The 23842-nt window shown below is 71.2% G+C and carries 21 protein-coding genes and 1 pseudogene; 12 read left to right on the top strand and 10 right to left on the bottom strand.

What is annotated here, in order from left to right:
- Positions 1-102 precede the first annotated feature (102 nt).
- The 3 genes from AWQ71_RS20110 to AWQ71_RS20100 are packed head-to-tail and all read left to right on the top strand — an operon-like array spanning position 103 to position 3036.
- Positions 103-1113 carry a FecCD family ABC transporter permease gene (locus AWQ71_RS20110; RefSeq protein WP_067135391.1) on the top strand — a complete coding sequence of 337 codons (1011 nt, stop codon included), beginning with the start codon at positions 103-105 and terminating at the stop codon, positions 1111-1113.
- The gene (locus tag AWQ71_RS20105; protein ID WP_084259079.1) at positions 1110-2225 is read left to right on the top strand and encodes a FecCD family ABC transporter permease; all 1116 of its coding nucleotides are present in this window, start codon (positions 1110-1112) and stop codon (positions 2223-2225) included. The genes AWQ71_RS20110 and AWQ71_RS20105 overlap by 4 nt, the downstream gene beginning before the upstream one ends.
- Positions 2218-3036 (top strand): ABC transporter ATP-binding protein, encoded by an 819-nt coding sequence (locus AWQ71_RS20100; protein ID WP_067135388.1) that lies wholly within the window; start codon positions 2218-2220, stop codon positions 3034-3036. Before AWQ71_RS20105 ends, AWQ71_RS20100 begins: the two co-directional genes overlap by 8 nt.
- A 60-nt stretch (positions 3037-3096) precedes the next feature.
- On the opposite strand, the pseudogene AWQ71_RS20095 reads toward AWQ71_RS20100, so the two are convergent.
- Positions 3097-4278 (bottom strand): annotated as a pseudogene (locus AWQ71_RS20095) (RNA-guided endonuclease InsQ/TnpB family protein).
- Positions 4279-4415: 137 nt separating this feature from the next.
- Between AWQ71_RS20095 and AWQ71_RS20090 the strand changes: the two are divergent.
- The gene (locus AWQ71_RS20090) at positions 4416-5387 is read left to right on the top strand and encodes an ABC transporter substrate-binding protein (RefSeq protein WP_084259078.1); all 972 of its coding nucleotides are present in this window, start codon (positions 4416-4418) and stop codon (positions 5385-5387) included.
- 93 nt (positions 5388-5480) lie between these two features.
- Here the strand turns inward: AWQ71_RS20090 and ilvA are convergent, their stop codons facing one another.
- From ilvA to AWQ71_RS20075, 3 genes are all read right to left on the bottom strand, one after another.
- A complete protein-coding gene (ilvA, locus tag AWQ71_RS20085) occupies positions 5481-6695 on the bottom strand; it encodes a threonine ammonia-lyase (RefSeq protein WP_067135383.1) in 1215 nt (404 codons plus the stop codon).
- 96 nt (positions 6696-6791) lie between these two features.
- A complete protein-coding gene (locus AWQ71_RS20080; protein ID WP_067135381.1) occupies positions 6792-7472 on the bottom strand; it encodes a hypothetical protein in 681 nt (226 codons plus the stop codon).
- A complete protein-coding gene (locus AWQ71_RS20075; RefSeq protein WP_067135379.1) occupies positions 7469-8041 on the bottom strand; it encodes an RNA polymerase sigma factor in 573 nt (190 codons plus the stop codon). Before AWQ71_RS20075 ends, AWQ71_RS20080 begins: the two co-directional genes overlap by 4 nt.
- 126 nt (positions 8042-8167) lie before the next feature.
- On the opposite strand from AWQ71_RS20075, the gene AWQ71_RS20070 reads away from it, so the two are divergent.
- A complete protein-coding gene (locus AWQ71_RS20070; RefSeq protein WP_067135377.1) occupies positions 8168-9532 on the top strand; it encodes a pyridoxal phosphate-dependent decarboxylase family protein in 1365 nt (454 codons plus the stop codon).
- A 286-nt stretch (positions 9533-9818) separates the two neighbouring features.
- Here the strand turns inward: AWQ71_RS20070 and AWQ71_RS20065 are convergent, their stop codons facing one another.
- A complete protein-coding gene (locus AWQ71_RS20065; RefSeq protein ID WP_067135376.1) occupies positions 9819-10988 on the bottom strand; it encodes an FIST signal transduction protein in 1170 nt (389 codons plus the stop codon).
- A gap of 173 nt (positions 10989-11161) precedes the next feature.
- On the opposite strand from AWQ71_RS20065, the gene AWQ71_RS20060 reads away from it, so the two are divergent.
- The 3 genes from AWQ71_RS20060 (at position 11162) to AWQ71_RS20050 (ending at position 15691) form a co-directional block, all read left to right on the top strand.
- Complete coding sequence (locus tag AWQ71_RS20060; protein WP_157570452.1) at positions 11162-12571, top strand: sigma 54-interacting transcriptional regulator; 1410 nt, start codon at positions 11162-11164, stop codon at positions 12569-12571.
- Positions 12572-12661: 90 nt separating this feature from the next.
- Positions 12662-13513, top strand: coding sequence for a hypothetical protein (locus AWQ71_RS20055; protein ID WP_067135375.1), 852 nt, complete (start codon positions 12662-12664; stop codon positions 13511-13513).
- Between the two features lie 222 nt (positions 13514-13735).
- Entirely contained in the window at positions 13736-15691 is a 1956-nt protein-coding gene (locus tag AWQ71_RS20050) for a vWA domain-containing protein (RefSeq protein WP_067135374.1), read from the top strand.
- A gap of 30 nt (positions 15692-15721) precedes the next feature.
- Here the strand turns inward: AWQ71_RS20050 and AWQ71_RS20045 are convergent, their stop codons facing one another.
- The 3 genes from AWQ71_RS20045 to AWQ71_RS20035 all read right to left on the bottom strand — a co-directional run bounded on the left by AWQ71_RS20045 (position 15722) and on the right by AWQ71_RS20035 (position 17596).
- Positions 15722-16126: a DUF6292 family protein gene (locus tag AWQ71_RS20045; protein WP_067135373.1), complete on the bottom strand. Its 405-nt coding sequence runs from the start codon at positions 16124-16126 to the stop codon at positions 15722-15724.
- Between the two features lie 73 nt (positions 16127-16199).
- On the bottom strand, positions 16200-16817 hold the full coding sequence (locus AWQ71_RS20040; protein ID WP_067135371.1) for a GNAT family N-acetyltransferase: 618 nt from the start codon (positions 16815-16817) through the stop codon (positions 16200-16202).
- Complete coding sequence (locus AWQ71_RS20035) at positions 16814-17596, bottom strand: GntR family transcriptional regulator (RefSeq protein ID WP_067135370.1); 783 nt, start codon at positions 17594-17596, stop codon at positions 16814-16816. The genes AWQ71_RS20040 and AWQ71_RS20035 overlap by 4 nt, the downstream gene beginning before the upstream one ends.
- 202 nt (positions 17597-17798) lie before the next feature.
- Between AWQ71_RS20035 and AWQ71_RS20030 the strand changes: the two genes are divergently transcribed.
- Positions 17799-18044, top strand: a complete 246-nt coding sequence (locus AWQ71_RS20030) for a hypothetical protein (RefSeq protein WP_067135369.1) — start codon at positions 17799-17801, stop codon at positions 18042-18044.
- Positions 18045-18127: 83 nt separating this feature from the next.
- The gene (locus tag AWQ71_RS20025) at positions 18128-18565 is read left to right on the top strand and encodes a DUF2269 family protein (protein ID WP_067135368.1); all 438 of its coding nucleotides are present in this window, start codon (positions 18128-18130) and stop codon (positions 18563-18565) included.
- A gap of 111 nt (positions 18566-18676) precedes the next feature.
- Here the strand turns inward: AWQ71_RS20025 and AWQ71_RS20020 are convergent, their stop codons facing one another.
- Together AWQ71_RS20020 and AWQ71_RS20015 are read right to left on the bottom strand one after the other, a co-directional pair.
- Positions 18677-19816, bottom strand: a complete 1140-nt coding sequence (locus AWQ71_RS20020) for a cystathionine gamma-synthase (RefSeq protein WP_067135367.1) — start codon at positions 19814-19816, stop codon at positions 18677-18679.
- An 82-nt stretch (positions 19817-19898) separates the two neighbouring features.
- Entirely contained in the window at positions 19899-21269 is a 1371-nt protein-coding gene (locus AWQ71_RS20015) for a cystathionine beta-synthase (RefSeq protein WP_067135597.1), read from the bottom strand.
- Positions 21270-21390: 121 nt separating this feature from the next.
- Between AWQ71_RS20015 and AWQ71_RS20010 the strand changes: the two genes are divergently transcribed.
- Positions 21391-22368 (top strand): SGNH/GDSL hydrolase family protein, encoded by a 978-nt coding sequence (locus tag AWQ71_RS20010; RefSeq protein ID WP_245658377.1) that lies wholly within the window; start codon positions 21391-21393, stop codon positions 22366-22368.
- Positions 22369-22415: 47 nt separating this feature from the next.
- Entirely contained in the window at positions 22416-23777 is a 1362-nt protein-coding gene (locus AWQ71_RS20005; protein ID WP_067135366.1) for an outer membrane protein assembly factor BamB family protein, read from the top strand.
- Positions 23778-23842: the final 65 nt, after the last annotated feature.

The raw sequence follows: 23842 nt of genomic DNA, 5'->3' as shown, positions 1-23842 counted from the left end.
CATGAGCACATAGGGGGACCCCGCCCGGATCACTCGACAGGAAATTAGGTTAGCCTTACCTTTGTTCCTGTCCTTGTTGCCGGGCTATGGGGTGATTTTGGGATGCCCTCCCGAGGGTCTGCGACGACGGCGGTGTCGGGGCTCGTGGCCCTCGCGATCGCCGTCGGCGTCGTGGCGATGCTGTCGATCGGCGTGGGCAGCCGGTTCATCCCGCCGGACAGCGTGCTGAGCGCGCTCTTCTCGCCGGGAGGCGGGTTCTACGACAACGTGATCTGGGAGCTGCGGATCCCCCGGACCGTCGCCGGCCTCGTCATCGGCGCCGCGCTCGGGCTGTCCGGGGCGGTCATGCAGGGCCTGACGCGCAACCCGATCGCCGACCCGGGCATCCTCGGCGTCCACGCGGGCGCCGCCTTCGGCGTCGTCGTGGCGATCTACGTCTTCGGGCTGCTGGACTTCCGGGCCCACGTCGGGTTCGCGTTCGCCGGGGCCGCTCTCGTCAGCGCCGCCGTCTGGCTGGTCGGCTCACGCGGCCGGGACGGCGCCACGCCGGTCAAGCTGGCCCTCGCTGGCGCCGCGATCAGCGCTTTCATCGGCTCGGCCACCTCGCTGGTGCTCTACGCCGACTCGACGGCCTTCGACGAGTTCCGCTTCTGGAGCGTCGGCTCGCTCGCCGGGGCGAAGGCGGACCTGCTGCTCGCCGCGGCGCCGTTCCTCGCGGGCGGAGCGCTGCTCGCGTTCGGCGTCATCCGCGGCCTCAACGCCCTGTCCATGGGCGCCGACGTCGCCCGCTCCCTCGGGCAGCGGGTGCGCCTGGTCCGGGGCGCCGCCGCGCTCGCCGTCGTCCTGCTCTCCGGCACGGCCGTCGCCGCCGTCGGGCCGATCGGGTTCGTCGGGCTGACCGTGCCGCACGTCGCCCGGGCGCTGGCCGGCCCCGACCACCGCCGGGTCCTGCCGTACTCCGCGCTGCTCGGGCCGCTCGTGCTGCTCGGGGCGGACATCGTGGGCCGGGTCGTCGCGATCCCCTCGGAGGTTCAGGTGGGCGCCATCACCGCCGCGGTGGGCGCTCCGGTGTTCATCTGGTTCGTCCGCAGAAGGACGGTGCGCGAGCTGTGACGGCGTCCCTCGACCGCGGCGCGATGGGCCCCGCCGCGGACCCGGCCCTCGGCCGCGCCCTTGACCGCGCTCTCGATCGGGCCCTGGGCCGCGCCGTACGCGGGCCCGGGTTCTCCGCCCGGCTGGCCCCGCGCGCCCTACTGGTCGCCTCCGCCGCGCTGGCCGTCCTGCTGGCGCTGGCCGTCGCGTCGATCTGCTTCGGCGACTATCCGCTGCGGTTCGACCAGGTCGTGGACGCGATCTTCGGCGGCTCGGGCGGCCAGTCGTACATCGTGCAGCGGTTCCGCCTGCCCCGCGCGGTCGGCGGGGCGCTGGCGGGCGCGCTGCTCGGGCTCTCCGGCGCCGTCTTCCAGACGCTCGCCAGGAACGTGCTGGCCAGCCCCGACGTCCTCGGCGTCGAGACCGGCGCCGCGCTCGTCACCGTCATCCTGATGACCCTCGGCCTCACCGGTACGGCGGCGCTGACCGGGGGCGCGTTCGCCGGGGCCGCCGTGGTCACCGCCGCCGTCTACGTCCTGGCGTACCGGCGCGGGATCAACGGGATGCGGCTGATCCTGGTCGGCATCGGGGTCAACGCGTGCGTCACCGGCGGCACGTCGTACGTCCTCATGCTCGCCGAGGTGCACACCGCCGAGCGGGCGCACAACTGGACCCTGGGCGGCTTCAACGGCCTCGGCTGGGAGCAGGTCGCGGTGCTCGCGGCCGGACTCGCCGTGACGCTGCCGCTCGCGACCGGGCTCGCCGCCCGGCTGCGCACCCTCTCGCTCGGCGACGGCGTCGCCCGCGCGCTCGGACTGCCCCTGGAACGTTCCCGGCTCCTGCTCGTCGGGACCGGCGTGCTGGCCGCGGCCGCGTCCGTCGCGGTCGCCGGGCCGGTCGCGTTCATCGCACTCGTCGCACCCCAGATCGCCCGGCGGCTGATCGGCAGGCCCGACGGCGGCCTGGTCACGTCCGCGATCTTCGGCGCGCTGCTCGCGGTGGCCGCCGACTTCGCCGGACGGCAGCTCGCCGGCGACGCGGAGATCCCCGTCGGGATCGTCACCGCCCTGGCCGGCGGCCCCTGGCTCGTCTACCTGCTGATGAAGCGCGGCTCAAGGAGTACCGATGGATGAGGAAGCGCTCGGCGCGCGCGGCCTGGTGGTGGGCTACCGGGGCCACGAGGTGATCGACGGGCTGGACCTCGCCCTGATGAGGGGCCGGATCACCGCGATCATCGGCGCCAACGGCTGCGGCAAGTCGACCCTGCTCTGGGCGCTGTCCCGGCTGCTGCCCAGCGAGGGCACCGTCGTCCTGGACGGCCGGGACACCGCGACGCTCTCGACCCGGGAGATCGCCCGGCGGCTCAGCGTGCTGCCGCAGGGGCCGTCGGCGCCCGAGGGGCTCACCGTCGCCGACCTGGTCGCGCGGGGCCGCTACCCGCACCAGAAGTGGCTCAGGCAGTGGTCGGAGGCCGACGAGGCCGCCGTCCGCGAGGCGCTGGAGCGTACCAACATGACGGCGTTCGCCGGGCGGCCGATCGACGAGCTGTCCGGCGGCCAGCGGCAGAAGGCGTGGATCGCGATGGCCCTCGCGCAGCGGACCGACACGGTGCTGCTCGACGAGCCGACGACGTACCTCGACATCGGCCACCAGGCCGAGGTGCTCGACCTCCTCGTCGAGCTCAACGTCTCGGCCGGGCGGACGATCGTGCTCGTCCTGCACGACCTCAACCAGGCCGCACGGTACGCCGACCGGGTGATCGCCATGGAACGGGGCCGGATCGCCGCCGACGGGACGCCCGACGAGGTGATCACCGCCGAGACGCTGCGCGCCGTCTTCGGCGTCGAGGCGCACGTGGTGGCCGACCCGCACTCGGGCGCGCCGCTGGTCATCCCCGCCTCCGTGCCGCCGGCCGTACGCCGCGCCGCCCAACCGACGAGCTGAGGAGACGACCTGTTGACGTCCTCCCCCCTCGTAAACGAGGGGGATTCCCACCGTCGCCGGTCAGGCTTCCTGCTTCACCGCCAGTTGCCCGCTCGGAGGTCTCCGTTGAGGTCTTACACCAGCTCCACAGGCGTTTTACTTGTCCGCCAGCCCGGCGGCCAAGATGTTCTTCGCCGCGTTCACGTCCCGGTCATGGACCGCGCCACAGGCGCACTCCCAGGTGCGGACGTTCAGCGGCATCGCCTCCTGCAACGCCCCGCAGGCCGAGCACAGCTTGGAGGAGGGGAACCACCGGTCCACGACCACCAGTTCCCGCCCGTACCACTGGGTTTTGTACTCCAGCATCGACCGCAGCTCGCGCCACGACGCGTCAGAGATGGCGCGGGCCAGGCTGTGGTTCTTGACCATGGTGCGGACGGTCAGGTCCTCGATCACGACCGTTTGGTTCTCACGGACGAGCCGAGTCGACAGCTTGTGCAAGTGGTCCCGGCGGCGGTCGGCGATCCGGGCGTACACGCGGGCGACCGTGATTCGGGCCTTGGCCCGGTTCGCGCTGCCCTTGGCCTTGCGGGCCAGCGCCCGCTGCGCCTTGGCCAGTCTGCGTCGATCGGTCCGCTCGTGCCGGGGGTTGGTCACCTTCTCCCCGGTCGAGAGGGTGACCAGGGCGGTGATCCCCGCGTCCACCCCCACCGCGCTGCCGGCCGGGTCGAGCGGGCGGATCTTCTCCTGGACCAGGATGGACACGAACCACCGCCCGGCCGCGTCTTTCGACACGGTCACGGTGGACGGCTCCGAGCCCTCCGGCAGGGGGCGCGACCACACAATGTCGAGCGGGTCGTCCATCTTCGCCAGCCACAGCCGGCCATCCCGCCAGCGGAAACCCGAGCGGGTGTACTCCGCCGACGCGCGGGACTTCTTGCGGGACTTGAACGCCGGATACTTGGCGCGCTTGGCGAAGAAGTTCGCGAACCCGGCCTGAAGGTGGCGCAGGGCCTGCTGCAACGGCACCGACGACACCTCGCTGAGGAAGCCGAGTTCCTGCGTCCGCTTCCACACCGTCAACGCAGCCGAGGATTGCTCGTAGGAGACGCGGTGGCCGTCCAGCTCGTAGGCGCGGGCCCGCTCCTGAAGAGCTTTGTTGTAGACCAGGCGCACACACCCGAATGTCCGGGCAAGCTCGGCGGCCTGCCCGGGGGTCGGGGAGAAGCGGTACTTGTAGGCCCGCTTCACGGTCTGCGCCATGCCGCACACCCTGCCACAAGATCAGCCAGCAACCGCACGCATGTTCGAATTACAGCGAATCGTCCACCTTTGCCCTGCTCCGCATGGAGCTCGATTCCTCCTCCGCCTGAAGGCGGAGGTCTCCTCGGAGGTTTCTGATGAAAATGTGGAAGGCCACCAGAATGCGGACGGCGCTCGCGACGGGCGCGCTGGCGACGCTGTCGCTCACCGCGTGCGGTGGCGGCGAGACGTCCGGCGCCGCCGGCGCGGGCGACACCCGCCAGGCCGCCCACGCGTACGGCACCAGCCAGGTCCCGGCCGCGCCCAAGCGCGTGGCCGTGCTCGGCGACGAGGCGCTCGACTTCGCGATCGCGGCGGGCATCACGCCCGTCGGCGTCACGACGACGCGCGGCCTGGAGACGCCCAACCCCTACCTCGCCGACAAGGTGAAGGACGTGCCCGTCGTCGGCAACGTACGGGAGGTCAACTACGAGGCCCTGGCGAAGACGGGCCCCGACATGATCGTGGGCAGCGCGACCGGCGTGGACGAGGCGGCGTACAAGGAGCTGAGCCGCATCGCCCCGACCGTCGTGATCGGCGATCCCGCGGCGCAGTTCCGGCCCTGGCGCGACGTGGTCACCGAGGCCGGCACGGCGTTCGGCCGGCCCGAGGTGGCGACCAAGCTCGTCTCCGACCTGGAGGCCGAGCTGGCCACGGTCAAGTCATCGCTCGGCGACGTCGCCGGGCGCAAGGTGGTGCTCATCCGCTGGGGCACCGACGGCCCGACCCCGATGTATCGCGGCCTGCAGTCCGCGCAGCTCCTCGGCGAGCTGGGCTACGGGTTCCCGAAGATCGTGGATGTGGAGAAGGGCGGCCACGGCGCGACCCTGAGCATGGAGCGCCTGGACGAGATCGACGTGGACCACGTCTTCATCAGCGCGCTGAATCCCGAGGCGGACACCGCGCTCGCGCAGGCCAAGTCATCGCCCACCTGGCGGTCACTGGACGCCGTCAAGAACAACCGCGTCCTGACCGTGCGCAACGACCTGTGGAACAACAGCTCCGGCGGCCTCGCCGCGCTGGAGTTCCTGAAGGACTTCACCGCCAAGATGGTCACGAACAAGGGCTGATCGGCGGAGACCTCCCGGGCGCCATCACCTGCCCGGGAGTCTTCGTGCCCGGTGCGCTGTTCGCAAACGTTCACCGGCCCAGCCACGGTTCGGCTAGCCGAAGGTGAGTTTGTAGCCGTCGCGGCGCAGCGCGGCGAGAACCTCGTCGCAGTGCGCGGGCCCCCGGGTCTCCAACTGGAGCAGGACCTCGGCCTCGTCCAGGTGCAGGCGCGGCGCGACCCGCTCGTGCACCACGTCGAGCACGTTCGCGCCGAGGTCGGCGAGCCGGGTCAGCAGCGCCGCCAGGGCGCCGGGCCGGTCGGTCAGCCGGATCCGGAACGCGAGATAGCGGCCCGCCGCCGCGAGGCCGTGCCGTAAGACCTTGGCCAGCAGCAGCGGGTCGATGTTGCCGCCGGACAGCACCGCCACCACCGGCGGCTCGAACGCGTGCGGGTGGTCGAGCAGGGCGGCCACCCCGGCGACCCCCGCGGGCTCCACGACCAGCTTCGAGCGTTCGAGGCAGAGCAGCAGCGCCCGGGACAGGGACTCCTCCGTGACCGTCACAACGCTGTCCACCAGGTAGTGGATCAGCTCGAACGGCAGCTCCCCCGGACGGCCGACCGCGATGCCGTCGGCCATCGTGGACATGGGCTCCACCATCACCGGATGGCCGGCGGCGAGCGACTCGGGGTAGGCCGCCGCCCGCTCCGCCTGGACGCCGACGATCCTGATGCCCGGGCGCAGCGACTTCACCGCGAGCGCCACGCCCGCCGCGAGGCCGCCGCCGCCGATCGGCAGCACGATCGTGCCGACCTCGGGGTACTGCTCCAGGATCTCCAGGCCGATCGTGCCCTGCCCGGCCACCACGTCGGGGTGGTCGAAGGGGTGGATGAACACCGCCCCCGACCGTTCCGCGTCTTCCTTGGCGGCCTGGAGCGCCACGTCCACCGTCTGCCCCGCGAAGACGACGTCCGCGCCGTACGCCCGGGTGGCCTCGATCTTGGGCAGCGGAGCGCCCTCGGGCATGTAGACGACCGACTTCGCCCCCAGCAGCCCGGAGGCGAACGCGACCCCCTGGGCGTGGTTTCCCGCGCTGGCGGCGACCACCCCCCTGGCCCGCTCCTCGTCGGTGAGCCGCGCGATCCTGACGTACGCGCCGCGCACCTTGAAGGATCCGGCGCGCTGGAGGTTCTCGCACTTGAGACGGACCGGGCCGCCGAGCATCTCGGACAGCACCCGGGACTGTACGACCGGGGTCTGCACGATCACCCCGTCGAGAACCTTGCGTGCGGCGACGACGTCGTCGTACGACACCTGTGGGACACCCATGGCGGAAGTCTGCCATTCGGACACCGGTCGCCATGCGGCCCACCCACCCCGTGTCGCACAGGGCTCACGCGGGCCGGGCGGCGCCGCGTCTTACGGTCAGCTCCCGGGCGGAGGGGTGGCGTCGCCGACCTCGAACGCGTCGGGCTGGTCGGCCACCTGGCACGGCTTGGCGGGACCGTCCGACAGCTGGCCTCTCATCTGCCATTCGACCCCGGGCTTGCCGGTCGGCTTCACCTGGTTCTCCGCCACCTCGATCACCGCGACCTGTCCGGGCTTGATGTACTCCGGATGGATCGTGATGCCGTCCTTCGGCTGGATGGCCTTGTAGGAGGGCGTGCCCTCCATCTTCTTCCGGACGCTTGCCTCAACCACCGGGTCCTTGCTCGCGAGTTCCTCCGGTGTGAACGAGGGATCGTCGCCCTTCACCGGCGTGACCCGGGTGTTGCCGCACTGCTTGCCCAGGGGCAGGTAGGTGATATCGGCGGTGACGCCCATCTTGGCCAGGTCCTTCTCGACCTGGTCCGGGTCCCGGAGTTCGTGGATCTTTAGGTTGATCGTGCCGTCGGGGTGCTGCGTCAGCGCGTACGCGGGGGTGCCGGAGCCGATCACCATCGGCACGGCGACCGCCGTGGCCGCGGCGACCCCGAGGACTCCGGCGGCGGCGAAGAACCGGCGGCCGGTCGTCCGGCGCGCGGCGGGGACGAACCGTGCCTGCCGCCGCACGGCCATCTCGGCCTTGAGTTCCGCGAGCAGGCGGTCTTCGAACGTGTCGTTCATCGCTGTCCTTCCATGACGAGTGGCGGCACGACGCCGGGGATCTTCTGGAGCGCGCGGCGCGCGCGGTGGAGCCGGACACGGGCCGTTCCCTGGCGGATGCCGAGGGCGGCCGCCGCCTCCGCCGGGCTGAGGCCGTCCACGGCCACCAGCTCCATGAGGGCCCGCTCGTTCTCCGGCAGCCCGGCCATGGCGTCCATGGCGCGCCGGGCCGGCGACTCCGCGTCGATCCGCTCCTCCAGGCGCGCGATGTCGTCGCCTTGGAGCAGCCGGCGCCCCGCGATCCGGCTGTTCGCGCGCAGTTCCCTGGCCGAGCGGCGCCGCTCGGCCAGCAGGGTGTTGCGCGTCACGCCGTACAGCCAGGCGATCTCGCTGCCCTTTCCCGGGCGGTAGGTGTGCGCGGAGTCGAGCACCGCGAGGAACACTTCGGCCGTGAGGTCGGCCACCGTGTGCGGGTCCCCCACCCGCCTCGCGAGGAACCGGGTCACGGCTTCGAAATGGCGCCGGTAGAAGACTTCGAAGGCCTCGGGATCGTCGGCGATGTCCGCCAATCCCTTCTGTTTCAGGCGCACCGGTGTCTCTCCTTGGTCGTCCGTCCGAATACCACCATGCTTGGACGAAGCCGTACCGACCGTTACAAGGAACCTGGACGGTCCGCCGCGGCGGCATGGCCGGACCCGACACGTCAGGAGCGCTCCATGGACCTGCGACACTGGCTCGATCAGGCCGTGACCGCCAACGAGACCTGGTCCCGCGCCTTCGGGCAGGTCACGCCGCATCCCTCGCTGCTGGTCGACGACGAGCGCTTCGGCGCGGCGTTCGCGTTGTTCAGCGAGCGGCTGCGGGACAACTACCCGTTCTTCCACCCCCGGTACGCCGGGCAGATGCTCAAGCCGCCGCACCCGGCCGCGGTCGTGGGCCACCTGGCCGCCATGCTGATCAACCCCAACAACCACGCGCTGGACGGCGGCCCGGCCACCGCCGCCATGGAGCGCGAGGTGGTCGCCCAGTTGGCGACGATGTTCGGGTTCGACACCCATCTGGGGCACCTCACCACCAGCGGCACCATCGCCAACCTGGAGGCGCTCTTCGTGGCCAGGGAGCTGCACCCCGGCCGGGGCGTCGCCTACAGCGCCGAGGCCCACTACACGCACAGCCGCATGTGCGGCGTCCTCGGCGTCGAGGGGCACCCGGTCCCGGTGGACGCGCGGGGCGCGATGGACCTCGACGCCCTGGAGGAGCTGCTACGCGAGGGGCGGGTCGGCACCGTGGTTCTCACCACGGGCACGACGGGGCTCGGAGCGGTCGATCCCGTCCACGAGGCGCTCGCCCTGCGCGAGCGGCACGGCGTACGGATCCACGTGGACGCCGCCTACGGCGGCTTCTTCACCCTGCTGGCCGGCGCGGACGGGCCGGAGGGCCTGCCCGAGGCCCCATGGCGGGCGATCGCCCAGTGCGACTCGGTGGTGGTGGACCCGCACAAGCACGGGCTCCAGCCGTACGGCTGCGGCGCGGTGCTGTTCCGCGACCCGTCGGTGGGCCGCTTCTACCTCCACGACTCGCCGTACACCTACTTCACCTCGGAGGAGCTGCACCTCGGGGAGATCAGCCTGGAGTGCTCCCGGGCGGGCGCCGCCGCGGCCGCCCTGTGGCTCACCTTCCAGCTCCTCCCGCCCACCCGGGACGGGCTGGGCGCGGCCCTGGCCGCCGGACGGCGCGCGGCGCTGCGCTGGGCCGACCTGATCGAGAAGTCCGCGCACCTGGAGCTGTACCAGCGGCCGGAGCTGGACATCGTCGGCTACTTCCCGGTGACCGAGCCCGCCGCGCTGAGCCGGATCGACGCGGAAAGCGCCCGGATCCTCCAGGAGGGCATGGCGGACGCCGAGGATCCGGTCTTCGTGAGCACGCTCCGGGTCGGCGCGGAGGCCATGGCGGCCCGGCACCCGGAGATCGTCCGGGACGCCGACGGGGCCCGGATCCTGCGCAGCGTCCTGATGAAGCCCGAGTCCGAGGACTACGTGGACCACCTGCACGAACGGTTGGAACGGCTCGCCCGCGCGTGACCTCGGGTCTCCCACAGCTGTAACTCTCGTGAACCCTTTCGCCAAGTAGCGGAAAGAGCGAGTAGAGGGTGCCGGCCGGCGCGAGACATGAGGTCCCGCGTAAAGATTCCGGCCGCCTCGCGCCTGGGGGGAGATGTCCGCTATGTCATCCCCACCATCCCGCTGACCTGCCTGGCCGGCGGTCTCGCCATCGCGAAACGCCCGCCGCGCCGCGAAAGCCGCCCCAGAGCCCCCGGCAACGCCCGGCCGCGCCTTCGGCAGGTCGGCGCGGTCCGCCAGACACGACCTACGACGAGAAGACCAGGATGGACGCGGTGAATCCGTGCACGTGGTTCTGCCCGGACACCGGACCCAGCTCTCCGGCGGCGAAGAACCCGGCCACGCCGATGGGCCCCAGCGTGTCCCGTACGGCGAGGGCGTCGTGGTCGGCCGAGCCGAACATGGCCGACCCGCGCCCGTTGCAGGAGAACAGCAGCGCGCCGTCCACCCGGCCGCCGGTGTTCACGTGCTCGTCGAGCGTGTGGTAGAGGTCCTCGTCCGCGGTTTCGGCGTCCCTGACCTGGAAGCGGACGGTCCGGCCGATCTCCACGACGTCCCCGATGGCGACCGCCTCCCGCTCGGGGTCGATGCCGAGCACGCCCCTGATGAGGAAGTCTCCGCGTTCGTGGCGTTCGGCGTACTCGTCCATGGCGAGGCCGATCTGGAGCCCGGAGGCGACCAGCTCGCGGTCCGCCTCGCCGAGCCCGCTCACGATGTCCTCGAGCCGGGCGAGCGCCGGCTGGCCGGCGAGTTCGAGCAGCAGGTTCTCCTCGGCCCGGGTGACCACCATCGTCGGCCCGATCGGGCGGCAGCCCTGGCTCACCACGGTGCTCACCTTCACCGGCCCGCCCAGGATGACCCCGATGGCGCCCTCCGTGTACGTCTCACCGTCCGCGAAGAGGCGTACCGAGTCACGGCCGGCCAGGGCGTTGGCGAGGCCGCCGGTGATCGGCAGGTTGCCGAGCACCTCGGCCGAGTGCTCGACGAACGCGTCCGTCGGGAAGCTGTAGGGGTCGGCCAGCAGGATGGCGACCTTGTCCTCCGGCCCGCGTTCTGGCAGGCCGATGACCACGAAACGGTCCTCGGTGCGGAGCGTCTCCAGGGCGAAGGTGGTCACCTCGGCGTCGCCGAGGGAGGCGGCCCACGCGCTCACCGCCGGCCGGAGCTCCACCCCCTGCGCGTCTCCGATCACGCCGGTGGCGCTGCACCCGATCACGTGCGCGTCCGAAACCAGGGACATGGCGCGCTGTCCGGCCCGCGTGACGTCGTCGGCATCGTCCCCGCAGATGAAGAAACACACCAAATCGGGCCGTCCGGACAGCCCGGCGAGGGCCTGCCGGATGGCGGCCTCGGCCGTCTCCACGAGATCCGTGCCCACGGCGAGACCATCGGCGAATCGGCTTGTCAAAACCGCCATCGTCTCGCCCCCTCCTGTCGACACTCCCAGGTCACCATAGTGTCCCGAATTGCCCTCTTGCCCGATTCTCCCCACTGCGGGGGGTTCAACGCACAATAGGCGTCACGCAATAGTCGAGATCCCGACGCCTTCCCGGGTGCCGGATCTCCCGGCCGCGACGTAGTCTCGACTCCGTGCACGAATCGCCCGCACCTGCTCCCAGCACTCTGCGCGAGCTGCGCGAGAGTGGACACGTCCATCGGACCGTGAAAGCCGAGATCCGCGAGAACCTCCTCGCCCGGCTGCGCTCGGGCGAGCCGCGGTTCCCCGGCATCGTCGGCTTCGACGACTCCGTGCTCCCGCACCTGGAACGCGCGCTGATCGCGGGCCACGACCTGGTCCTCCTCGGCGAGCGCGGCCAGGGCAAGACCCGGCTGATCCGCACCGTCGCCGGGCTGCTCGACGAGTGGACGCCGGTGGTCAAGGGCTGCGAGATCAACGACCATCCCTACGCCCCGGTCTGCGTACGGTGCCGGCGGCTGGCCGCCGCGCACGGCGACGACCTGCCCGTGTCCTGGCGGCACCGCGACGACCGCTACGGCGAGAAGCTCGCCACCCCGGACACCTCGGTGGGCGACCTCATCGGCGACGTGGACCCCATCAAGATCGCCGAAGGCCGCACCCTCGGCGACCCCGAGACCGTCCACTACGGCCTCGTGCCGCGCACCAACCGGGGCGTCTTCTCGGTCAACGAGCTGCCCGACCTCGCCGAGCGGATCCAGGTCTCGCTGCTCAACGTGCTGGAGGAGCGCGACATCCAGGTCCGGGGGTACAACCTGCGCCTGCCGCTCGACATCCTGCTCATCGCCAGCGCCAACCCCGAGGACTACACCAACCGCGGCCGCATCATCACGCCGCTCAAGGACCGGTTCGGCGCGGAGATCCGTACGCACTATCCGCGCACGATCGCCGACGAGCTGGTCCTGATCCGGCAGGAGGCCGGGCTGCGCGAGCTCGGCGCCGACCTCCCCGACCATCTTGTCGAGGTCATCGCCCGCTTCACCCGGCTGGTACGCGAGTCCACCGCGGTGGACGCCCGCTCCGGCGTCTCCGCGCGCTTCTCGATCGCCGCCGCCGAGACCGCCGCCGCCTCGGCCGTACGGCGGGCCGCGCTGGCGGGCGAGGAGCGAGCCGTGGCCCGGGTGTGCGACCTGCCCGGCGTCGTCCACACGCTGCGCGGGAAGGTCGAGTTCGAGGTGAGCGAGGAAGGGCGCGAGGTCGAGATCCTCGCCCACCTGCTGCGCCGGGCGACCGCCGAAACGTTCCGCGGCACGTTGGGCGGGATCGACCTGTCCGCGCTGCTCACCCGGTTCTCGGACGGCGCGCAGGTGGAGTCCGGCGAGCTGGTGCCCGCCACCGAGCTCCTGCGCCGCATCGGCCGGGTGGAGGGCCTGTCGCGGATCATGTCGGCGCTGGGCATGGGCGAGGGCGACGAGTCGCCCGGCCACGCCGCGGCGGCCCTGGAGTTCGCCCTCGAAGGCCTGTATCTCATGCGCCGCCTCTCCAAGGACGAGTCGGCCGGGGGCAGCGTCTACCGGACATGACCTGATCGTGACCTTCGCCGCACAACCTTTCCGGCGACGGGGCCATCTCAATCAGCGCATCGATCGCTGAAGAGCAGAGGAGCCCCCATCATGATCAGCCAAGGTCGCGTCCCGCTCTCGATCGCCGCCCTGGTCGCGGTCGCCCTGACCTCCGGCGCCCAGGCGGCCGAGGGCGCCACGGCCCAGCGGGCCACGAGCGCGGCCGGCGCCGTCCAGGCCGCCTCCACCCGCACCGTCTACGGCTTCGCCCGCCCCGACGGCGCGGGCGCGATGATCGTCAGCCCGAGGAAGGCGACGCGTACAGGCACGCGGCACCGCCTCCTGCCGATCGCCTCCGCCAAGGAACTACGGATGACGTACGGATCGTCGCTGGACTATCGCCGGGTCACCACCGCCTGCGACCTCAAGGAGACCGAGGGCTCCGTCGCGATCGACGCCAAGGGAATCGGCACCACCCGCTGCACCGGCAAGGACCTGTCGTTCACGCTCAGCCTCGGCACCGTCCCGGTCATGGTCACGTATGACCCCGCCACCGGCGCCGCGACCCGGGTACGCGAGCTCCTGAACCCGCCGGACGCCCCCACGAACGCGTTCGGCATGGCCTCCGGAGGGCGGGGCGCCGTGACGTTCACGCCCTACAAGGTGAAGCGGGTGCCGAACATGGGCTACTCCTTCATGAAGAAGGCGGGTGCCCCGATCGCGCTGCCGTACAACGGGACGGTGGTCTTCTACCGCACCGGGCGGTCCTGCGCCGACAACTCGCAGCAGCCCACCACGACCGACCGGAACGGCGTCGGCACGCGGCGCTGCACGGCCGCCGACCTCACCCGCGCGCTGCGCGCGCTCAAGACGATCCAGGTGAAGGTGGACTATATGAAGGCGAGCCGCGAGCTGATGGAGATCCGCGAGATCTACCCCTGCCAGGGCGACACCTGCGGGTGACCCGCTCCCGGACAGACGCGGTTCCCGTGATGGGCGTTCGCTGCGCCGTCCGGAAGCTCCGGTCCTCACAAAGCCCGCTTCGCCGGGCCTTCGCCGCGGTCCTCACTCCCGCCCGCTCCGCTCTCTCCTGTGCCGCAAGGGGCGGCCAGGCCGTCGGTCTCCGAGGCTTCTCTGCCGATCCGGGGACCGGAGAACCGGCCGCGCAGCGGGTAGCGTGGTGGCGTGGCTTACCGGTACGGGGAGTATCACGACGGGCCTGATCCACTGGCTCCGCCGTACGACGTACGTGAGGCCCTGGACGAGATGGGCGACGCCGTCCTCTCCGGGGCCACGCCTCTCGACGCGCTGCGCGACCTGCTGCGGCGCGGCCTGCCCGGCGCCCCGGAGCGGCGCGGGCTCGACGACCTGCTCCGCCAGGTGCGGCACCGCCGTCGCGAGCTGCGCTCGGGGTCCCGGCTCGACGGGACGCTGGAACAGGCCCGTGCCCTGCTCGACAAGGCGATCGGGCAGGAGCGGGCCGAGCTCCGGCGAGAGCCCGGCGCCGCCCCCTCGGAGGACACGGGCTTCCGTGAGGCGCTCCTCGACGCGCTGCCCTCGGACACCTCGCGGGCGATCCGCGAGCTGGCCTCCTACGACTGGCGCTCGCCGGAGGCGCGGCGCACCTTCGAGGAACTGCGCGACCTGCTGCGCAGGGAGATCCTCGACAGCCGGTTCCGCGGCATGCGCGACGCCCTGGCGAACCCCGACCCCGCCGCCATGGAACGGGTCCGCCACATGCTGGCCGACCTCACCGACATGCTCGAACGGGACGCCCGCGGACAACACACCCCCGAGGACTTCGCGGAATTTATGCGGAAATACGGGGACATGTTCCCGGAGAACCCGCGCAACCTTGAGGAGCTCGTCGACCAACTCGCCCGCCGGGCCGCGGCGGCGCAACGGCTGCTGGCGTCGCTCACCCCCGAGCAGCGGGCCGAGCTGTCCGGGTTGATCGAGCAGACCCTGGAGCAGGCCGGACTGTCGGAGCAGATGCGCCGGCTCGGCGAGAGCCTCTACGCCCGCCGCCCCGACCTCGCCTGGGACACCCCCGAACGGTTCTCCGGCGAGACTCCGATGGGCATGGGCGACGCCGTGACGGCCCTGCAGGAGCTGGCCGACCTCGGCGAGCTGGAGTCGGCCCTCCGGCAGGACTACCCGGGGGCCCGGCTGGACGACGTCGACGAGGAGGCGGTCCGCCGCGCGCTCGGCCGGTCCGCGGTCGACGACCTGGAGGCCCTCCGCCGGATCGAGCGCGAGCTGGAGTCGCAGGGATACCTCCGCCGCCACCGCGGCAAACTCGAACTCACTCCCAAGGCCGTACGCCGCCTCGGCGAGACCGCGCTCCGCCGCGCCTTCTCCTCGCTGGAGTCCAGCCGCCGCGGCGACCACGACCAGCGGGACGCCGGTGCCGCCGGCGAGCTGACCGGCTCCACCCGCCCCTGGCGGTTCGGCGACGAGCAGCCCGTCGACGTGGTCCGCACGATCGTCAACGCCGTACGGCGCGGCGGCGGCACCCCGATCTCCCTCTCCGTGGACGACTTCGAGGTCGTGGAGACCGAACGCCGGTCGGCGGCGGCGGTCTGCCTGCTGGTGGACCTGTCGTACTCGATGGCCCTGCGGGGCACCTGGGCGGCGGCCAAGCAGACGGCGCTGGCCCTGCAGGCGCTGGTGACCTCGAAGTTCCCGCAGGACGCCGTGCAGATCATCGGCTTCTCGAACTACGCGCGGGTGCTGCGGGCCGACGAACTGGCCGGGCTGGAATGGGACATGGTCCAGGGCACGAACCTGCACCACGCGCTGCTGATCGCCGGCCGCCACCTGGACCGGCACCCGGACTTCGAGCCGGTCGTGCTGGTCGTCACCGACGGCGAGCCCACGGCCCACCTGATGCGCAACGGCGTCCCCCGTTTCGACTGGCCGCCGTCCCCGGAGACCCTCGAACTCACCCTCGCCGAGGTCGACAAAATGACCCGGCGGCGGGCGACCATCAACGTGTTCATGCTGGCCGCCGACGAGCGGTTGCGCGACTTCGTCGACGAGGTCGCGCGGCGCAACGGGGGCCGGGTCTTCTCCCCCGGCGCCGACCGCCTCGGCGAGTACGTGGTCAGCGACTTCCTGCGCCGCCGCCGGGCCCGATAGCGACAGCGCGACGGTCCCGGCGGCGGCGAGTTAGACGGTGATCGGGGCGAAACCGGCGAGCGCCCGGTCGAAGCCGTCGTCCAGATCGGTGTAGTGCCGGTAGATGGGACGCCGGGGGCTCCCGTACGTCGTGTCGTCGAGGAGGGCCGTCACCCGCTCGGCCGACGGCAGCACGCCACCGCCGAGATAGCGGCCATCGGCCAGTTCTGTGCGCGTGCCCCGCTCGCCGGAGACGAAGCGGCCGTGCCGCCATCCGCTCTCCTCGTCCCAGACGAGGGCGGTGCCGTCGGCAAGCACGACGGTCGCGTCACGGGGATCGAACGGATCGTCCCACCAGCGGGCGACGCGCTCCCCCAGCGCTTCGGCCACCTGGCGGACATAGGGAACGGGCAGCCTCAGCCACTCCTGGCTGTACGGCTCTGGGGTTCGTGTCACGGCAGGCCTCCCGATCTGCCCGTGGCCATTACCAAGCCAGACATCACTGTCTGAATGACGTTTTATCCCGGTATTAGGTATTTGAAACCATCTGGTTCCAGAGCCGGCCAGCCGCTGCCTCGTCCATGACGAACGCCGGGTCCTTCCGGGGGGCGAGCTTCCGCTGGAAAAGCGCCCGGGACGGATAGTCGTCCCAGTCCAGCTCGTGGAGCACGTCCATCGGAATCAGTCCGGCGGGGACGAATCCCTTGCCCTTGTAGTAGTCGTGCAGCCGGGTGTTGGTCGTCCACACGTCCACCCGGAGCCAGCCAGCGCCACCCAACTCCGCGCAGGCGACCGCCCAGTCGAGAATCCGGCCACCGAGCCCCCGGCAACCGTCGATACGACGGGAGACGATCAGCCGGTGCAGATAGAGCGCCGGCTCGTGACCGTGCGGCGCGCGCCGCCAGATCCCTGGATGGTCCTCGTCATAGACGGTGACGGTCGCGACCGGCCGCCCCCGCCATGTCACCATCCACGTGGCGCGCAGATCGACGCCCACGAGAAGCCGGCGACGGTGGTCGGCGTCCCCGCGCCACGTCGAGGCCCACTGGTCCGACCCCTTCTTGCGCAGCCAGGTGGCCGCCTCATCCCGTAGGAAGATGAGCTCGTCGACGTCGTCGCGGCGGGCCAGTCGCAGGCCGAAACTCACGACGCCTCCGTGGACTGCGCCGCTTCCTGCCCGGCAACGACGTCGCCGATCTCATACGCGAGTTGCGTGCTGTCACCGGCGTAGACATTGATGGTGAGACGGATCGCGCGCTCCGTCGAATAGGCGGTGCGGAACATCTCCAGCACCGGGACACCCGTCCCAACACCGAGGAAAGCGGCCTCGGTGTGAGTGGGCATCCTGCTCAGCACTTCGTCGCGGTACCCCACCTGCGTGTGGCCGTGCCGCGCCATCTCCGTGATCGTCCCGTACGAGATATCGGTGGGCGACATGAGCCGCGTTCCCTCCGCGACGTCCATCGGGTAGAAGGACTCCTGGATCGACCAGGGGCGGCCGTCGATCAGGCGGCGCATCCTGCGTACGACCACAAGGGACCCCTCGTCCACCTGGAGGCGGGCGGCCACCTCGGGCGACGCGGTGCGGACCTCCATCCGGAAGTCGACCTGCTCCGCCTTGCGGCCGTGGACGGTGACCGCGGCCACGAACGCGTCCTTGCCGTGCCCCGCCGAGCCCCCTTCCTCCGCGGAGGCGAGCACGGTGAAGGTGATGCGGTCACGCACGAAGGTCCCACGCCCTTGGCGCGACTCCACGAGCCCCTCGTTCGCCAGCGCCGTGAGCGCCAGCCGGACGGTGTTGCGTGAGACGCCGTATCGCTTCTCCAACTCCGGCTCGGACGGAAGCTGGGCGCCGGGCGGCACGTCACCGCTCGTGATCTTCTGGCGGAGCGCTTCGGCCACCTGCCGGTACAGCGGCTGGGGCACGTCGCACCTCCCCTTTCCCTCGATTTGTTACTCACCGGTTAGAAGTTCCACTCACCATGCCCCTACCCGTTTGTACATAGGCCACTCGTTGGTATGAGACCTGTGAGCAGTGTCAGAAGGCACACACCCTAGTGGAGGACGGACGTCGGCTGCCACCGCTTCCGCGTCAAGAGTCACGAGATCACGGGGAAGGGAGGGCGGGATGTCCCAGGTGCTGCTCATCGGAGTGCTGGTCATCGCGGGCGGGATCATCGGCGTGTTCGCGGTCATCGTGATCGGCATCCACGTCGAGGACCGGCGCGGATCCATCACGGACCCCAAATCGGGCTACCTCGCATCCGGTACGCGATGGTTCCTCGGCCGCTACGTCGACCACACCGCCTGCCGGTATGTGAGCAACCTGGAGCATGACTGCGCCAAGTGCCAACGTACTTCGGCCGACCAGTGACAACCGCGCCACCGACGGGTGGAATCCACCGGCGAGCGCGGCAGTTCTCCCGGTGGGATCAATGAGGGGATAGCCTCAGGCGCATGTCGCTTCTCGACAAGGTGGTGCTGTGGCTCCACATCGGCTTCGCGATCTTCGCCATCGGTCCGCTGACCGCGGTGACCAGCTCCGTCCCGCGCTATATCCGTAAGCGTGACGTCGCGGTCCTGCGCTACCTGCGGCGGAGCACCCGGCTATTCGGGGTGCTGACCCTGGGCGTGTTCATCACCGGGTTGATCCTCGGCGGCAGCGACCTGGGCGCGCCGTGGCTCTCGGCGTCGATGACGCTCTTCGTCGTCGCTGCCGTGCTCATGGTCTTCATCGAGCGAGACCAGGGCGCCGCCCTCCGGGCTCTGTCAAGCGAGAGCCCGAAGGACGACGCCAGGGTGCAGATCGGCAGGATCGCCGCCATGGGCGGCATCGCCGCCGTGATCTGGCTGGTGATCCTCTTCCTGATGGTCTTCTTCGCCTCGACTCGCTAGTGCCTCAGTCACGACACTAGGGAGTGCTTCGTGGATCCTTTCGGCCTACTGCGAGGCGTCCATCCGGCCGATCCTCGCTACGGCAGAGATCCACGAAACAGGTTCTGATCGTCAGCCGAGCGCCCGGGACAGGTCGGCGAGCAGGTCGTCGGCCGTCTCGATGCCGACCGACAGGCGGACCAGGTCGGCGGGCACCTCCAGCGGCGACCCGGCGGCCGACGCGTGCGTCATCCGTCCCGGGTGCTCGATCAGCGACTCGACGCCGCCGAGGGACTCACCGAGCGTGAACAGCTTCGCCTGGTTACACACCTCGACCGCGGCCTGCTCGCCTCCGGCGACCCGGAACGACACCATCCCGCCGAAACGCCGCATCTGCTTGGCCGCGACCTCGTGGCCCGGGTGCTCGGGCAGCCCCGGGTAGAGCACCTGCGTCACCTTCGGGTGGGACGCCAGCAGCTCGACCACCCGCTCGGCGTTGTCGCAGTGCCGCTCCATCCGTACGGCGAGCGTCTTGAGCCCGCGCAGCGTCAGCCAGGCGTCGAACGGCCCGGCCACCGCGCCCATGGCGTTCTGGTGGTAGGCGAGCCGCTCACCCAGCTCGGCCGACGCCGCCACCAGCGCGCCGCCGACCACGTCCGAGTGGCCCCCGGCGTACTTGGTGGTCGAGTGGATCACCACGTCCGCGCCGAGCCCGATCGGCTGCTGCAGGTACGGCGAGGCGAACGTGTTGTCCACGGCGAGCAGCGCCCCCGCGTCGTGGGCGACCGACGCCAGCCCGGCGATGTCGGCGATGCCGAGCAGCGGGTTGGTGGGTGTCTCCACCCAGATCACCTTGGTCTCGGGGCGCACCGCGGCGCGGACGGCGTCCACGTCGCCGATCGACACCGGCTCGTACGACACGCCCCACCGCTCCAGGACCTTGGCGAACAGCCGGAACGTGCCGCCGTAGGCGTCGTCCGGGATCAGGACGTGGTCGCCGGGGGCGCACACGGTCCGCAGCAGGGTGTCCTCGGCGGCGAGCCCGGAGGCGAACGCCAGCCCGCGGGCGCCTCCCTCGACGGCGGCCAGGCACTCCTCCAGCGCGGTCCTGGTCGGGTTGGCCGACCGGCTGTACTCGTAGCCCGCGCGCAGCCCGCCCACGCCGTCCTGCTTGTACGTGGAGACCGCGTAGATCGGCGGCACGACGGCCCCGGTGTGCGGATCGGCCTCCTGGCCGGCGTGAATGGCCAGCGTCTCGAAACCCTCGTTCATCGCGAACGCAACCTTCCCAAGTAGTTCAGCCCGACGTCCCACTCGTTCGTCCGGCTCGATCTCGTCGTCCCGGCCGGACGCGTCAGTTCGACGCGAGGAACGCGAGCAGGTCCTGACGGGTGAGCAGGCCGACCGGCTTGCCGTCGTCGAGGACCACGGCCGCGTCCGCCTTCTCCAGCGCCTCGACCGCCCGCGAGACCGGCTCACCGAAGCCGATCATCGGGAGCGGCGCGGACATGTGGTCGCCCAGCGGGTCGTCGGAGGAGACCTTCCCGCGGTAGAGGCCCTCCAACAGGTCGCGCTCGATGATCGAGCCGACCACCTCGGCCGCCATGACCGGGGGCTCCTCCTTCATGACGGGAAGCTGGGAGACGCCGTACTCGCGCATGATCGAGATGGCCGTGCCGACCGGCTCGTGCGGGTGGACGTGGACGAACTCGGGCAGCCCCGCGCTCTTGCGGCGCAGCACGTCGCCGACCAGGCCCTCGTCCGTGGACGTCGTGAGGAAGCCGTAGTCGGCCATCCACTCGTCGTTGAAGATCTTGGAGAGGTAGCCGCGGCCGCTGTCGGGCAGCAGCACGACCACGACGTCGTCCGGCCCGGCGTTGCGGGCGACCCGCAGCGCGGCCACCACGGCCATGCCGCAGGAGCCGCCGACCAGCAGCGCCTCCTCGCGGGCGAGGCGGCGGGTCATCGCGAACGAGTCGCGGTCCGAGACCGCGATCACCTGGTCGCAGATCGTCGTGTCGTAGGTGGCGGGCCAGATGTCCTCGCCCACGCCCTCCACCAGGTACGGCCGGCCGGTGCCGCCGGAGTAGACCGAGCCCTCGGGGTCGGCCCCGATGACCTTGACCCGGCCGCCCGAGACCTCCTTGAGGTAGCGACCGGTGCCGCTGATCGTGCCGCCCGTGCCGACGCCGGCGACGAAGTGGGTGATCCGCCCCTCGGTCTGCTCCCAGATCTCCGGACCGGTCGACAGGTAGTGACTGGCCGGGTTCTCCGGGTTGGAGTACTGGTCGGGCTTCCACGCGTTCGGCGTCTCACGCGCCAGCCGGTCCGACACCGAATAGTAGGAGTCGGGGTGATCGGGCGAGACGGCCGTCGGACAGACCACGACCTCGGCGCCGTACGCCCGGAGCACCGCGATCTTGTCCTGGGCGACCTTGTCCGGGCAGACGAAGAGGCACTTGTAGCCCCTCTCCTGCGCCACGATGGCCAGGCCGACGCCCGTGTTGCCGGAGGTCGGCTCGACGATCGTGCCGCCGGGCTTCAGCGCGCCGCTCCGCTCCGCGGCCTCGACCATCCGCAGCGCGATCCGGTCCTTCACCGACCCACCGGGGTTGAAATATTCGACTTTGGCGAGCACCTGCGCGGGCAGCCCCGCCGTGACCTTGCGCAGCCGGACGAGCGGGGTGTCACCTATGAGCTCGATCAGTGAATCGTGTACGCGCACCGCGAAGACCACCTTGGTTTACCGAAGCTTTGTCAGCCTGCCTGAAGCCGTCATCCCGAGGGGGTGGCCGGAACTGGGCTAGTTTCTCTACCAAAAGGTACCGTCACAAACGGGAGAGCAGGTGCTCTGGACGCCGGGAGCGGCGCGTGCCGCGCGCCGGATCGCCACCGCGGCCGCGATGGGCGGCGGGGGCCTGACGGCACTGGGAGTCGCGACATACGGCCTGCTCATGGCGGAGGCGCTGATCGCCCGCCGGATCGTCGGCAACCCGCACGGCATGGACGGCCCCGCGTCCGACGGCGTGTACGGCGGCTTCGAGGGCGACCCGATCACCATGGTCATGCTGGGCGACTCGACCTCCGTCGGGCTCGGTATGACCCACCCTGAAAAAACCCCGGCGGTCAACCTCGCCAACGGCCTGGCCGCCGTCGCCGAACGCCCGGTGCGTCTCACCGTCGTCGGCCAGTCGGGCGCGGCCTCCGCCGAACTCGGCCCCCAGGTGGACCGCGCGCTCGCCGCCCACCCCGACATCGCGGTCATCTTCGTCGGCGCCAACGACGTCACCACCGCCACGCTCCCCGCCCATGCCGTACGGCACCTGCAGAAGGCGGTGCGCCGGCTGCGCGAGGCCGGGGTGGAGGTGGTCGTGGGGACGTGTCCGGACCTGGGCTCGATCCGGCCCATCCCGCAGCCCCTGCGCTGGGTCACGCGCCGGTGGTCCCGGCAGCTCGCCGCGGCGCAGACTGTGGCGGTGGTGGAGGCGGGCGGCCGGACGGTCGCGTTCGCCGACCTGCTCGGACCCGAGTTCGACACGAACCCTGCCGAGATGTTCGGCCCCGATCGCTATCACCCATCTGCCAGAGGTTACCTACAGGCCGCATACACAGTGCTACCGTCTGTATGCGCCGCGTTGGATTTGTGGCCCGAGCCCGAGCCCCAGCGCGTCGAAGGTTCGCAATACCTTTTGGCGGCAATGGCCGTGGAAGAACCCGGCACCGAGGTCAGCGCGACCCGGGTCGCCGGCCGGGCGGTCGGCCCCCAGGGACGGTGGGCGACGCTGCTCCGCCGACGTCCCGGGCCGATGTCCGAGAGCGCCTGAAGCCGGTCACCTTTCGCGACCTGGCCGTCACCCCCAGTAGGAGTGATATGAACCGGCCCCACGCGAAAGTCACCCTCACAATCGCCTCCGCCGCCCTGCTGACCAGCGGGGCCCTGGCCGGCTGCTCCCAGAGCGACGCCGCCGCCGCGAAGAAGTACCCCACCTGGCAGAACTCCGAGGTCAACGCCGTCAGCCGCATCACCACCGGGGCGGGCGTGGCGGCGACCACCTCGATGAAGCCGGACGGCACCCTGGAGACCGTCGCGCTCGACGAGGAGACGGGCAGGAAGCTCTGGTCGACGCCGGCGACGATGACCGGCCGGCTGCCCGGCATGGGAGTCCAGCCCCCCGCGATCGTCGACGCCGGGAGCAGCCAGACCGTCGTCGCCGCGATCGACCCCGTCAAGCAAGGCCAGTGGAACGCCACCCTCGTCACGAGGGACGCCCACACCGGCCGGCAGAAATGGACCAGGCCCGTCCACTCGACGTTCGGGCCCCAGCAGTGCGGGCCGTACATCTGCCTGTCGGAGCACACGGCGCTCAGCACGGCCCGGCTCGTCGTGCTGGACCCCCTGACCGGCAAGACGATCTGGCGGCTCCCCGGCATCGCCGAGGTGGAGTGGTCGGATCCGAACCGCGTCGTGCTGCTGCGTCTGGCATCCCACCCCGTGCTGGAGGCGCACGACATGAAGACCGGCAAGTCGCTGTGGCAGTTGCCGGTCGAGCAGGCGCTCGGCGAGGGCGTCAACATGTCCGGCGGCTGGTCCTTCGGCTCCACCGGGACCACCCTGGTCGGCTACGTCGCCCCGTACACCGACGCGCGCACCAAGAAGACCTCGCCGTTCGGGCTGTTCTCGGTCCGGCTCACGGACGGCGTCCTGGAGTGGATGCGGCCGTCGGTGGTGCGGGTCTACCCCAGCGGCAACCCGGCGCGCTCGCCCGTCGTCCGCCCCGTCGATCAGCAGGGCCAGTACGGCGGCTTCGCCCGGCTGGACGGCGAGTCCGGGCGGGTGGTCGGCCAGATCACCGCGGCGCAGGTGCCCGGAACGGGCTGGTGGCTCGCCTTCCCGCCGAAGATGGAGACGCTGGGCTTCCTCAAGCACAGCGCTCCCGGCACCGCCTTCAACATGATCAACGGTGAGCCGTCGGACGTGAAGGGCGCCAAGGGGTGGTCGTTCTGCGTGACCGACCCGCAGCCGCTGAAGCTCACCGGCGTCTCCCCCGGCTTCTACTCGATCGCCGCGCTGTGCGAGTTCGACCTGGCCACCGGCAAGCGGATGGACTCCGCCGACACCCCGCCCACGTGGTTCACCGGCAGCCAGAGCGGCTGGCGGATCTGGCGCGACGAGAAGGGCGGGCTCCACGCGATCAAGGACGGGACGACCACGTCTCCCGGCATGTACGGCTGACCGTAGAAAGTTCTGTTTTGCGGCCCCCCGGGGGATGGCAGCCGCCCTACCCCGGGGTAACCTCC

Origin of the sequence: Microtetraspora malaysiensis, from assembly GCF_001528665.1 — a bacterium.
Classification (GTDB): Bacteria; Actinomycetota; Actinomycetes; order Streptosporangiales; family Streptosporangiaceae; genus Microtetraspora_A; species Microtetraspora_A malaysiensis.
This window is presented reverse-complemented; position numbering and strand designations above follow the sequence as displayed.